Source organism: Burkholderia sp. ZZQ-2 (assembly GCF_050768715.1).
GTDB classification, from domain to species: Bacteria; Pseudomonadota; Gammaproteobacteria; order Burkholderiales; family Burkholderiaceae; genus Burkholderia; species Burkholderia cepacia.
Genome location: NZ_LDVA01000341.1, coordinates 1 through 13230 on the forward strand (window position 1 = coordinate 1; position 13230 = coordinate 13230).

Here is a 13230-nt window from a genome sequence, read left to right on the forward strand (position 1 = left end):
GCGCTGCATTACCGTGCGGGCCGCGTATGCCGTGACCTGCGGCCGCTGCCGATCCATGCGCCGCACCTGCGCGCGCAGGCCGCCGACGACGATCTCGCGTCGTGGCGCGGCGCGGCCGACGGCGCCGCGCTGCGCATCCTGCATTCGGATGGCGACCTGCATCGCGTGTTGTCCGGCGACGATCCGGTCGAACGCGTGCTGTTCGAAATGCTCGAGCAACTGCGCTGCGAATCGCTCGCGCCACCCGCGATGCGCGGCGTCGTGCAGAACCTGCGCCATCGTTTCGAAACCTGGTCGCGCGCGTTTCACCGGTCGGGGCAGGCCGATACGCATGTCGGGATCCTCGTGTACACGGTCGCGCAGATCGCGTGGTCGCGGCTGACCGGCTGGCCGGTGCTCGAAGAAACGGAAGACCTGATCGAAGCGTCGCGCGCGGCGATCGTGCCGGAGATCGGCGTGCCGCTCGCGGGGCTCAAGCGCTGCCGGCACGATCAGCGCGCATTCGCGGAACATGCGCTGGCGCTCGCGCGCCGGATTGCGGCGATGATCCGCGACGCGCGCGCGGCCGTCGTCGAAACGGCATCGGAAGACGCACGCGAGCAGGACGATGCGCTGACGAATTTCTCGTTATGGGTCGATTTCGACGACACGGGCATCGACCTGCCGGCGCTCGTCGAAACGGGCGACAGCGTCGTGCTGCATGGCGGCGATGCGGTCTACCGCGCGTACACGACGTGTTACGACCGCGAACTCCGGCCGGCCGCGCAGATCCGCGCGGCACTGCTGCGCGAGTATCGCGACCGGCTCGACGGCCAGGTCGCCGCGCAGCGGATCAGCGTCACGCGGCTCGCACGGGTGCTCCGCGCGGCGCTCGTCGTGCCGCGGGCCGACGGCTGGTCGTTCGGCGAGGAGCACGGCCGCCTCGACGGCCGTCGGCTCGCGCAGCTCGTCAGCTCGCCGGCCGAACGGCGGTTGTTCCGGCTCGAACGCGTGCGGCCGCACGCGGACTGCGCGCTCGCGTTCCTGATCGACTGCTCGGGATCGATGAAGACGTGGATCGATGGCGTCGCGCTGATGGTCGACACGCTGGCCCGCGCCGGCGATGCCGCCGGCCTCGCCACCGAAGTGCTCGGCTTCACGACGCTCGCGTGGAACGGCGGCCGCGCGCGGCAGGACTGGCTCGCGCGCGGCAAGCCGCGCCATCCGGGCCGGCTCAACGAAACCGGCCATCTGGTGTTCAAGGACGCCGACACACGCTGGCGGCATGCGCGCACGGGCATCGCCGCGCTGTTCAAGGCCGACCTGTTCCGCGAGGGCGTCGACGGCGAAGCGGTCGAATGGGCATGTGCGCGGCTCGCGGCGCGGCCGGAAGCGCGCAAGATCCTCGTCGTGATCTCGGACGGCAGCCCGATGGACGGCGCGACGGCGCTCGCGAACGATCCGTTCTACCTCGACAATCACCTGAAGCAGGTGGTCGCGCGCCAGGAAGCGGCCGGGCGCGTCGACGTCCTCGGGCTCGGCGTCGGGCTCGATCTCGGCCCGTACTACCGGCACCGGCTCGCGATCGATCTTGCGTCGGCGCCGGACATGAAGCGGCTCGTCGAAATCGCGCACTGGATCGGCGCGCGGCGGTGAAGCGAGTAGTGTGCGTGCGCATCGCGGCGCGAATGCCGCGCGCCGGAGGGTTCGATGCGGCGTGCGCCGCGCGGCACTACACGCCGCGCAGCAGCGGCGGCAGCGACGTCGCGATCAGCCCGATGCCGATCGCCATCAGCACGCCGAACGCGAGCCGGCGCAGCGCGACCGGCGACAGCGGCGGCGGGTAGTGGCGCGCCGCGACCGTCGTCAGCATCACGACCGGCGTCGCGATCGCGGCCAGCAGCCAGATGTCGCGATCGATCTGGCCTTCGCATGCGCTGTACAGCACACGCGTGGCGGAGGTCGTCGTGAACAGCACGATCAGCGCGCAGCGGATCTGCACGAGCGTCAACGGCTGGCGGTAGAACTGGAAGATCAGCGGTGGCCCCGACACGCCGAACATGCCGCTCAGCAGCCCGCCGAACAGGCCGCTGACGAAGAAGCTGCGGTTGTCCGAGCGCGCCGTGAGCGGCGTCGGGCGCAGCGCCGCGCTCAGGCCGCCGTACAGCACGACCGCGCCGAGGATCAGTTGCAGCAGGTCGGCCGCCGAGCGGCTCAGGCATTCGAGCAGCAGCACGCCCGTGACCACCGACGGCAGGATGCCGAGCGTCGCCGCGCCGACCGCGCGCCAGTCGATGTGATGCAGCCGGCCGGGCAGCGCGGCCGCGCCGTTCGCGAGCGACACGACGCTCATCAGCGTGGCGACGGTGGCGAGCGGCGCCAGCCCGAAGCCGCTCGTCGCGCCCATCACGATCATCCCGAGCCCGAAGCCGGTGACGGTCTGGAAATAGCTGCCGGCGCCGATCACCGCGATCAGGATCGCCAGTTTGTCGGCCGTCATGCGGGCGCGGCCTCGCCGGTCGTAGTGCGTTGCGCGGCCGCCTGCGCCTGCACGGTGGTTGCCGCGATCACGTGATACACATCGTCGGCGCTGCAGCCGCGCGACAGGTCGTTCGCGGGCCGGCGCAGCCCCTGCAGCAGCGGCCCGACGGCCTTCGCGCGGCCGATCCGTTCGGCGAGCTTGTAGCCGATGTTGCCGGCCTCGAGGCTCGGGAACACGAGCACGTTCGCATGGCCGCCCACCTGCGAATGCGCGATCTTGCGCTCGGCGATCTCCGCGACGATCGCCGCGTCGAGCTGCACGTCGCCGTCGATCGCGAGGGTGGGGCGCAGTTCGCGCACCTGCGCGGTCGCGGCCGTCACCTTGTCGACGGCCGCGTGATGCGCGCTGCCGCTCGTCGAGAACGACAGCATCGCGACGCGCGGTTCCTCGCCGAGCAGCGCTTGTGCGCTGTCGGCGGCGGCCATCGCGATTTCGGCGAGCTGGCCGGCATCCGGATCGACGACGAGCGCGCAGTCGGAGAAGATCAGCCCGCCCTTGATCGTGTGGAACGGTTCGCACAGCATCATCAGGAAGAAGCTCGACACGATCCGGAACGCCGGGTCCACGCCGATCAGCTGGATCGCCGCGCGCACGACGTCGGCCGTCGCATGCACGGCGCCCGCGACCGAGCCGTCCGCGTCGCCGAGCCGCACCATCAGGTTGGCGTACGTCAACGGATCGCGCACCGCGTCGCGTGCTGCGTCGGCGGTCATGCCTTTTTTGGCGCGCAGTGCATGCAGCGCGTCGGCATACGCATCGCGTTGCGGGGCGTCGGCCGGATCGACGAGCGTCATGCCGTCGAGATCGATCGCGTCGCGCGCGGCTGCCGCGTGGATGGCCGCACGGTTGCCGACGAGCACGATGCGCGCGATGCCGTCGCGCGCCGCGCGCGCGGCGGCGTGCAGCACGCGCGGATCGTCCGCTTCGCACAGCGCGATGCGCATCGGCGCGCGGCGCGCGGATTCGAGGATGCGGTCGAGGGCTTTCATCGTTCGCTCGCTGAGGAATGGAACACGGGAAGGAAAAACGGCCGGATGCGGCGGCCCGCACGGGGCACGGCGTCCGGCCGGGTTCAGGCCGCGCGGCGATGCGCGCGGCCTGACGCGGGTGCGTCAGCGACGCGGGCTCACACGTAGTCCTTGTACTTGTCGAGCATGCGTACTGGCTTCGACAGCGCGTCGCGGCGGAACGGATCGCCGAGTTCACGCGTGCACATGATCTCGATGATCGTGGTCTTGCCTTCGTTCATCTGCATGTCGATCGCGCGCTTGAGCGCGGGGCCGACGTCCTCGAGGCGGTCGACCGTGATCCCTTCGGCGCCCATCGCGCGCGCGATCGCCGCGAAGCTCTGGTTGTCGAGTTCGCCCGCGACGAAGCGGCGGTTGTAGAAGTCGACCTGGTTCTTCTTCTCCGCGCCCCACTGGCGGTTGTGGAACACGACGGCCGTGACCGGGATGTTGTGGCGCACGCAGGTCATCGTTTCCATCAGGCTCATGCCCCACGCGCCGTCACCCGCATACGACACGGCCGGACGATGCGGCGCGGCGACCTTCGCGCCGATGATCGTCGGGAACGCATAACCGCAGTTGCCCCAGCTCATCGCCGCGAAGAAGCTGCGCGGCTTGTTGAAGCGCAGGTAGCTGTTCGCGACCGAGTTGATGTTGCCGATGTCGGTCGACACCATCACGTCCTCGGGCATCGCCTTCTCGAGCTCGCGCAGCACCTGGCGCGGATGCAGATACTGGCCGCCGCTGAACGGCTTCTCGTGCTTCTGCTCCTCGATCATGTCGAGGCTGTACGCGTCGCGCTCGTGCGTCCAGTCGTCGAGTTCCTTTTCCCACGCGGCCTTTTCGGTCGCGATCTGGTCGGCGCGATCGCCGCGCGAGCCGTCGCACGCGAGCGTGCGGCCTTCGAGGCGTTGCGTGAGCGCGATGGCCGCCGCCTTCGCATCGCCGCAGATGCCGACCGAGATCTTCTTCACGAGGCCGAGCATCTTGTGGTCCGCGTCGATCTGGATGATCTTCGCGTCCTTCGGCCAGTAGTCCATCCCGTGCTGCGGCAGCGTGCCGAACGGCCCGAGGCGCGAGCCCAGCGCGATCACGACGTCCGCGCGCGACAGCAGTTTCATCGCGGCCTTCGAGCCCTGGTAGCCGAGCGGGCCGCACCACAGCGGATGGTTCGCCGGGAACGAGTCGTTGTGCAGGTAGCTGTTGACGACCGGTGCGCCGAGCCGTTCGGCGAGCGCCTTGCATTCCTCGATCGCGTCGGCCATCACGACGCCGCCGCCCGAGATGATCACCGGGAACTTCGCCTGCGCGATCAGCGCGGCCGCATCGTCGAGGCTCTGTTCGCCGCCGGCGCCGCGATCGAGCCGGCGCGGTTGCGGAATCTCGACCTTGACCTTGCCGTAGAAGTAGTCGCGCGGGATGTTCAGTTGCGTCGGGCCCATCTCGGCCTGCGCGCGGTCGAAGCAGCGCGCGGTGAATTCGGCCATCCGCGCCGGGTGCGTGACGTGGCCCTGGTACTTCGTGAACTCCTGGAACATCGGCAGCTGGTTCGCTTCCTGGAAACCGCCGAGGCCGATGCCCATCGTGCCGGCTTCCGGCGTGACGATCACGACCGGGCTGTGTGCCCAGTACGCGGCCGCGATCGCCGTCACGCAATTGCTGATGCCGGGGCCGTTCTGGCCGATCACGACGCCGTGGCGGCCCGACACGCGCGCATAACCGTCGGCCATGTGGCCCGCGCCCTGTTCGTGCACGACCGGGATCAGGCGGATGCCGGCGGGCGCGAAGATGTCCATCGCGTCCATGAACGCGGAGCCCATGATGCCGAACATGTCGGTCACGCCGTTGGCCGCGAGGGTCTCGACGAAGGCTTCGGACGGCGTCATGTCCTGCGGACCGCTGGCCGATGCACGCAGGGAAGTGGATTGTTCGCTCATGGGTTGTCTCCGATTGTTCAATTAACGGAACGTCTCGTTCCAGATGCTATTTGCCGGGAAAAGCCGGTCAAGTCATTCCACCTGCTGCGGGGAAATGTGGAATGAAATGAAATGATTCGTTTCAAAATGCGTGCGAGGTACGGTGGCCCCGAGTGGTGCGCTCAGGCCGGCTGCTTCGGCCGTTCCTTGCGGAACGCACGCTTGACGGCGATCAGCCCGTCGCGGAATTCGAACAGGTCGCAGCCTTCGGCCTCGATGCGCCAGCCTTCGGCGTGCGTGCCGGTGAACACCCACTCGGACACGCCGCGCTCGCCGGTCACGTAGTGGCGGCCGCGGCCCCAGTGCGCGTCGGGGAAGGTCTTGAACACGGCTTCGAACGCGGCGCGCACGGCGTCGCGGCCGACGAAGCGCGTGCCGTGGATGTCGGGGCCGCCGGCTGCGTCGAATACGCAGTCCTCGGTCATGAAGCCCATCAGCGCATTCGCGTCATGCCGGTTGAATGCGTCGGAAAACGCCGCGAGCATGGCGGCCGTGACGGGGGCGGTGAGCGTGTCGGACATAACGTGTCTCCTGTCGAATGGTGGGCGGTGCGCGAGGCGCTGGCGCGCATGCGGCACGCGGTATCGACACGTTAGTGAGCGCTCGTTTTTGGCGGTAGCGCCAGTTCGGGGGATTCGGTTGGGCCAGCGGCGGATGCCGGGCACGTTCGCGCGTTCACGGCATTCCCGACGTGGCGGGACGCACGGCTTGAACCGGTGTCGTGCGCGTCTCGCATGACGCGACGGCGAACGAGGCCGGTGAGCGTGGCGTGCACGGAAAATGGCGGACGAGGGATTCGGCCGCCATCGGGGCGGGACCCGCGACGCGGGCGAGCAGGAGGAGGCGGGGGGCACATCGTCGCGCGCGATGTGCCCCGCCGGTCATGCGGGCATCACGATGCCGTCATGCCGATCCCGAACACGTGCATCTTGCCGGCGCTGACCTGCCGCGGCAGCACGATACTCGTCACCACCTTGCCGGGCGGCACCGGAATCTTCTGCGCGAAGATGTAAGTCTTGACGTTGTCCTGCTGGCCGTTGCCGGCATTGCGATAGGCCATCGTGACGGCCACCGTCGAGCGTGGGCTCGCGCTGCCGCCGTTCAGGGTCCAGTCGTCGAAGGCCAATGTGACGGCCTGACTCGAACCGTCCGCGAAATTCAGCTGCGCGATCCCGCTGCTCGGGCCGTTGTTGGACGAACCGAGCACCACGACGCCGGTGCCGGCCGATCCCGGCGGCAGCATCACGGTCTGGCCGACGGTCACGGTGTTGTCGAGCGAGAGCGGCCCGCCCGCCACCGTCACGGTGGCGCCGGCCACCGCGAACGGTTTGCCGGGCTGCACGCCCGCCGCGCCGAGCGCATTGACCGAGTAGCTGAACAGGCTGCCGTCGAAGTCCGCGCCCTGGCCGTCGGTATTGGTCGCACCGTCCATGCTGAAGCCGCGATTGTTGTAGCTGTCGGCCGCGTTGAGCGCCACCGGTACGCCGAACGACGGCGGCTGCGCCTGGGCGCCCCATCGAGACGGTGCGCTGCCCATCGCGAAGTGCAGCGTCGCACCATTGGCGATGTCGTCATAGGCGACCCATGCGGCAGGGTGGGCACGACCGTTGATCGACAGTGACTGCACGTAGCTCGAGGCCGGCGCGCCTGCTGCACGGATCCGCCAGGTGTGGCCGTTGCCGAGCCGCACGTCGATTTGCGGGAACTGCGGGCTGCCGATCGCCAGGCCCGCGACGCCGGGGATCTGCGGGTACAGGCCCAGCGCGCCCCACACATACCAGCCCGACACGGCGCCGAGGTCGTCGTTGCCCGGCAAGCCGTCGGGGCCGGTGCCGAACGCGCTGGCCATGATCTGCTGCACCACGCGCTGCGTGCCGGACGGTTGCGCGGCCCAGTTGTAAAGCCACGGCACCTCGAAGGTCGGCTCGTTGCCCATGTAGAAGTTCGGCAGGCTCAGGCCGGCATTGAGCACCGTGAAGAACTGGTCGAGCCGCGACGTCACGGCCGTGTTGCCGCCGAGCTGCGCGAACAGGCCGGCCGCGTCGTACGGCACCATCCACGTGTACTGTTCGGCATTGCCTTCCACGTAGTTGTCGCCGCTGCCCGGCGTTTCGGGTATCCACGCGCCGTTCGATTGCCGCGCCGCGATCAGCGGCGGCGTCAGCGCGGTGTTGAGCAGGTTCTGCCAGTACGCCGAGCGGCTCAGCAGCATGCGCTGCGTGGCGATATCGCCGAGTGCGCCGGCGAAGCGCGAGATCGCGAAGTCGCTGCTCGTGTATTCGAGCGTCGACGAAGCCTGCCCCCACTCGCCGCCGGTGATGTAGCCGCCCTGCAGGTAGCTCGCGCGGCCGCCGTTGGTAGTCACGTTGTTGCAGGCGGTGCCGGGGATGTTCGCCATCTTCACCATGTGCTGCAGCGCGGAGCGCGTATCGAAGCGCCGCGCGCCGAATGCGTAGGCGCTCGAAACGATCAGCGAACCGGCATCGCCCGGCATCACGCCGTCCTCGACGTTGTCGTTGACCCAGTGCGGAATCGCGCCGCACTGATCGGCGTCGTTGACCAGCGACTGGATCATGTCGCTGGTTTCGGACGGCGAGAGAATCGACTTGAGCTGGATCAGCGAACGGTAGATGTCCCAGCCCGAGAACGACGAATACTGCGCGTTCTGGCCTTTGGCGAGCTGGTGCACGGTATTGTCGAAGCCGATGTACTGGCCGTTCGCGTCGCTGAAGATGCTGGGCGCCCACAGCGCGTGATAGAGCGCCGTGTAGAACTTCTTCTTCGCGTCCAGCGTCCCGCCTGCCACGCGGATCGCGTTGAGGCGCTCGTTCCAGATTCTGTCTGCCTGCGTGCGCACGCCCTCGAAGTCCCAGCCGCGATTTTCCGCGTCGAGGTTGGCCTTTGCATTGGCGGCGCTGACGTACGAAATGCCGATCTTCATCCTGACCGCCTGGCCGGGACGGAAGCCGAGCTGCGCCACGCCGTGCGAGATCGACGCCGACGTGAACGCCTGGTCGAACGCGGCATAGAAGTAGACGGGTACCGGCACCGAGTTGCCGCAGAAGCCGCCGCCGATCGTGCTGCCCGAGATGGCGCTGTCGGAAACCTGCGTAATCGCGCCGGTGGTCGAGGTCTTCGTATTGGTGCGCGTCGCGTCGAGTACCAGCAGCGCGGGTTTGCCGGCCGGGTAGGTGAACCTGCCGAAGCCGGTGCGCAGGGTGGCGGTCAGTTCCACCTTGATCTGCGAATCGAGCGCGACCGAGTAGTAGCCGGGCCGGGCCGTTTCATTCGCATGGCTGAAGGTCGGAACGAGCTGGGCCGCGTCGGTGGTCGGCATGACCGGGAATTCGCCGTTGTTGCCGCTGCAGCCGGCGCCCGGCATGTGCGTGACGCTGAAACCCTGGATCGAATGGAGGTCGTAGTAATAGCCGGCCGGCGAGTTCGGTTCCTTGCTGTCGTTCGGCGCCGGCGTGGTGTTGGTGTCGGGCGCCCATTGCACCATGCCCGACGGCAGCCCGGCGGCCGGCACGACGCTGCCGGCCTGTCCCGCCGGCACCGGGTTCGGCGAATTGCTCGCGAGCGTGCCGATCAGCGGGTCGACATACTGCGTCAACGACAGGCTGCGGTTGTCGTCGAGGTTGGTCGTGTCGGCCGCACCGGCCGACGATTCCGCCGGATGTGCGGCCAGTATCGACGCCGCCGTTCCGTCGCTGCCGTCACCGCCTCCGCACCCGCTCAATGCGCACGCCGCGGCCAGCAACGCCGCGAGCGTCGTGAATCGACTCATGATCGTCCCCTCCAGTCGGAGATGCCTTTTTGCCTTGACGATCCCGACGATCGAATCCCGGGATCGCAGTGGGTTGTTGCTGTCGTGTTGCGTCGTAACACTAGGATTCGTATGAATTCGCTGTCAATCCGAATAACGGATTTGTAATGTTTTTATTAGATTTACTAAACGAGTGGAAACGATGTGCAGGCGGTGGCGCGGTATCGGCGGGTGCAACGGATTCAGCGAGCGCGTGGCGAATGCAGGGTTCTACGACAGGAGGAGCAGCAACGTGCCGATCGGGGCGGCGCACGTGAACGCGACCTCCACCCGAAAGCAGCCTGCAGACGCGAGGTTGGATGTTGCCTGGCAGCGCGACCCGATCGATCGTTACGATCGGCACCTGCGCGCATCGCACGGGAGCGACGCGCGCGAAACCGGCGGCATGCTTCCCGCGCAACGAAAGTCGGGATCGTTTCCGGATGCGTGATTGTGCACGAGGGGCGAGGGCGGTCACGCAATCGGTGGCGCGACGCCCTTCCGCATCCGGTCAGGCGCCCGGCTTCTGCGCCCGCACGCACTGCGCCAGCGCCCGCACACCCGGCTCGATCCGCTCGAGTGGAATCGCGGAGAACCCCATCCGGAAGCAGCGGCGCGCGTCGCCCGTATCGTCCATGAAGAACACGTTCCCCGGCTCGATGAGGATCCCGGCCGCCTGCGCGTCGGTCGCGAGGCGCGTGGCATCGAGCCACGGCGGCCCCTCGACCCAGCACGACGCACCGCCCGTCACACGCACATGACGCGCTTCCGGCAGATGCGCGTCGAGCGCGGCCATCAGCGCCTGCGAGCGCTCGCTGTACGCATGCGCGAGCCTGCGCAGCAGCGCGTCGTGATGACCGAGCGCCAGAAAGGTCGCGAACGCACGCTGGATATACGCGACCGGATGGCGCACCATCAGCCGCCGCAGCGCGCGCAACTCGCGGATCAGCTCGCGCGGCCCGACCACGTAGCCGAGCCGCAGCCCCGGCGCGAACGTCTTCGACAGGCTGCCGACGTAGATCACGCGGTCGGCCGTGTCGAGGCTCTTCAATGCCGGATGCGGCGTGCCGGAGAACGTGTTCTCGCTCTCGTAGTCGTCCTCGATGATCACGAAATCGTGCTGCCGCGCGCAATCGAGCAGCGCGCGGCGGCGTTCGACCGGCATCGTCGCAGTGGTCGGGCACTGGTGGCTCGGCGTCACGTACACGTAGTCGCAGCGCGCCAGCGTATCGGCGAGCGCATCGGGCGCGATCCCGTGGCCGTCGACGGGCAGCGGCAGCAGCCGCGCGTTGCGGTTCTCGAAGATGTTGCGCGCGTCGGGATAGCCGGGATTCTCGAAGCCGACCGTCGTGTGCTTGCCGCACAGCAGGTCCGCGATCAGGTACAGCGCCTGCTGGCAGCCGTTCGTGACGACGATCTCGTCGGGCATCGCGAACACGCCGCGCCGCGGCAGCACGCGCGTGCGGATCTGCTGGATCAGCGATTCGTCGTCGCGCTCGATCAGGTCGGGCGCCCAGTTGCGGATCTCCATCACCGACAGCGCCTTCAGGCAGCATTCGCGCCAGTCGTTGGTCGGAAACAGCGACTGGTCGAATTGCCCGTAGATGAACGGAAATTCGTAGTGCTGCCAGTTCGCGGGCTTCACGATGTTGCGCTGCCTCGACGGCGGATGCGCGATGCGCTTTTCCCACGCAGGGCGGCCCGACGTGTCGTCGTCGCCGTCCGGTTTCTCGCCGGGCTTGGCCGCCGCGAAGCCGGGTACGCCCTCGAGCATCTTCGGGTTCACGAAGTGCCCGCTGCGTTCGCGCGAGATCAGGTAGCCCTCCTCGACGAGCATCTGGTACGCGAGCACGACGGTGTTGCGCGCGACGCCGAGCTGGTCGGCGAGCTCGCGGCTCGACGGCAGCGCGGCATCGGGGGCGAGCTGGCCGTCGAGGATCGCGGCCACGAGCATCCGCCGGATCTGGTCCTGCAGGCTCGACGCCGACGACCGCCGGAACTGCTGGGCCCATAGGGCGGTCGGGGTACGACTCGGCATGCTTCCTCCTGTGATCGGTACGGGAAACGCGAGGCGGTGCGCGCCGGGGTGCGCGTGGCCCGCGAGAGGCGCGGTTTCGCGAGAATACGCGCGTCGCGCCGCGGATGTGGACTCAATGAAAGGTGTCGTCTGGCACTACTGCGCGCTGACGTGGCAAGACGATACTCAACTCGTCGCCCCTGGACGATCCGGATAACTCCCCGGTACGCGGGCGCGGGAGGGCGTGCGCGCATCGCGGTCGCCCGCATCGTGATGCGAAGGGAGGAGGCCATGCACGTCGTCGTGTTCAGGGATCGCTGCGAGCGCGTGATCCGCATCGTGTTCGACGACACGCGCGCGACGGCGGTCGCGTATCGCGACGACGAGGCGATCGGCGAACTCGGCATCGACGACGGCGGCGACGGTGCCGCGCGATCGCCGTCGCTTGCGCGGCTGTACGTGGAACCCGCCTATCGACGCAGCGGCATCGCGCACACGCTGCTGGCGTGTGCATCGCGCGAATTCGGACGGCCGATCCGCATCGACACCGGCGCGCGCGAGTGGCCCGATTCGCCGGCATGGGAGACGTTGTGCCGCTGCCTCGAATACGAAGGGCTGGTCGTCGTGCGCTAGGGCGCGCCGCGGCACCCGGTAGCGTGGCCACGATCACGCATCACGACAACGGAGACGACATGAGCACGGTCCTGAAGCCGATTCCCGCATCCGACGTGCGGCACGAAGCGTTGCGCATCGACGGGCAGCGCGTGTGGCGCGACGCGGTGATCGAAGTGCGCAACCCGTACGACGGCGCGCTGGTCGGCACCGTGCCGAAGGCGACGCTCGACGACGTGCGGCGCGCGTTCGCGGCCGCGCGCGCATACCGGCCGGCGCTCACGCGCCACGATCGCGCGGCGATCCTGCGCCGCGCGGCCGACATCGTGCGTGCGCGCACGGCGGAGATCGCGGCGCTGATCACGGCCGAGGCCGGGTTGTGCATCAAGGATTCGACGTACGAGGCGGGCCGCGTGGCCGACGTGCTGACGTTCGGCGCCGGCGAAGTGCTGAAGGACGACGGACAGATCTTCTCGTGCGACCTGACCCCGCACGGCAAGAAGCGCCGCGTGTACACGCAGCGCGACCCGCTGCTCGGCGTGATTTCGGCGATCACGCCGTTCAACCACCCGATGAACCAGGTTGCGCACAAGATCGTGCCGTCGATCGCGACCAACAACCGGATCGTCGTGAAGCCGTCCGAGAAGGTGCCGCTGTCGTGCTACCTGTTCGCGGACATCCTGTACGAAGTCGGCCTGCCGCCGCAGATGCTGCAGGTGCTCACCGGCGACCCGCAGGAGATCGCCGACGAGCTGATCACGAACCCGGCGATCGACCTCATCACGTTCACGGGCGGCGTATCGATCGGCAAGTCGATCGCGGCGCGGATGGGCTACCGGCGCGCGGTGCTCGAACTCGGCGGCAACGATCCGATCATCGTGATGGAAGACGCCGATCTCGACGAAGCGAGCACGCTCGCGGTGTCGGGTTCGTACAGGAACTCGGGGCAGCGCTGCACGGCGATCAAGCGGATGCTCGTGCACGAGTCGGTGGCCGATCGCTTCACCGGGCTGGTCGTCGAAAAAACGCGTGCGTGGTCGTACGGCAATCCGGCCGATCCGTCGGTGGACATGGGTACGGTGATCGACGAAGCGGCCGCGAAGTTCTGCGAGCGGCAGGTGAACGACGCGATCGCGCGCGGGGCCCGGCTGCTGGTCGGCAACGTGCGCGACGGCGCGCTGTATTCGCCGACGGTGATCGATCGCGTGACGCCCGACATGCCGCTCGTGAAATACGAAACCTTCGGGCCCGTGTCGCCGATCATGCGTTTCCGCGACATCGACGAAGCGATC

10 protein-coding genes are annotated in these 13230 nt (G+C 68.4%); 4 read left to right on the forward strand and 6 right to left on the reverse strand.

What is annotated here, in order from left to right; translation table 11 throughout:
• Positions 1–1635: cobaltochelatase CobT-related protein (locus ABY44_RS32475; protein WP_431643287.1), on the forward strand; the 1635-nt coding region annotated here is incomplete at its 5' end.
• A 76-nt stretch (positions 1636–1711) separates the two neighbouring features.
• On the opposite strand, the gene ABY44_RS32480 is transcribed toward ABY44_RS32475, so the two are convergent.
• The 5 genes from ABY44_RS32480 to ABY44_RS32500 form a co-directional block, all read right to left on the reverse strand.
• Positions 1712–2479: a sulfite exporter TauE/SafE family protein gene (locus ABY44_RS32480; protein ID WP_060173216.1), complete on the reverse strand. Its 768-nt coding sequence runs from the start codon at positions 2477–2479 to the stop codon at positions 1712–1714.
• On the reverse strand, positions 2476–3510 hold the full coding sequence (pta, locus tag ABY44_RS32485) for a phosphate acetyltransferase (protein ID WP_060173217.1): 1035 nt from the start codon (positions 3508–3510) through the stop codon (positions 2476–2478). Before pta ends, ABY44_RS32480 begins: the two co-directional genes overlap by 4 nt.
• 137 nt (positions 3511–3647) lie before the next feature.
• Positions 3648–5465: a sulfoacetaldehyde acetyltransferase gene (gene xsc / locus ABY44_RS32490; protein ID WP_021157638.1), complete on the reverse strand. Its 1818-nt coding sequence runs from the start codon at positions 5463–5465 to the stop codon at positions 3648–3650.
• Between the two features lie 161 nt (positions 5466–5626).
• The gene (locus ABY44_RS32495) at positions 5627–6025 is read right to left on the reverse strand and encodes a nuclear transport factor 2 family protein (RefSeq protein ID WP_060085058.1); all 399 of its coding nucleotides are present in this window, start codon (positions 6023–6025) and stop codon (positions 5627–5629) included.
• Positions 6026–6396: 371 nt separating this feature from the next.
• Positions 6397–9291 carry a GH92 family glycosyl hydrolase gene (locus ABY44_RS32500; RefSeq protein ID WP_155637940.1) on the reverse strand — a complete coding sequence of 965 codons (2895 nt, stop codon included), beginning with the start codon at positions 9289–9291 and terminating at the stop codon, positions 6397–6399.
• Positions 9292–9562: 271 nt separating this feature from the next.
• Between ABY44_RS32500 and ABY44_RS32505 the strand changes: the two genes are divergently transcribed.
• Positions 9563–9760 (forward strand): hypothetical protein, encoded by a 198-nt coding sequence (locus ABY44_RS32505; protein WP_431643290.1) that lies wholly within the window; start codon positions 9563–9565, stop codon positions 9758–9760.
• 60 nt (positions 9761–9820) lie between these two features.
• On the opposite strand, the gene ABY44_RS32510 is transcribed toward ABY44_RS32505, so the two are convergent.
• A complete protein-coding gene (locus ABY44_RS32510) occupies positions 9821–11347 on the reverse strand; it encodes a PLP-dependent aminotransferase family protein (protein WP_060173219.1) in 1527 nt (508 codons plus the stop codon).
• Between the two features lie 270 nt (positions 11348–11617).
• On the opposite strand from ABY44_RS32510, the gene ABY44_RS32515 reads away from it, so the two are divergent.
• Both ABY44_RS32515 and phnY read left to right on the forward strand, forming a co-directional pair.
• Positions 11618–11959, forward strand: coding sequence for a GNAT family N-acetyltransferase (locus tag ABY44_RS32515; protein WP_060173220.1), 342 nt, complete (start codon positions 11618–11620; stop codon positions 11957–11959).
• Between the two features lie 59 nt (positions 11960–12018).
• On the forward strand, positions 12019–13230 hold a 1212-nt coding region (phnY, locus tag ABY44_RS32520; protein WP_431643294.1), incomplete at its 3' end, for a phosphonoacetaldehyde dehydrogenase.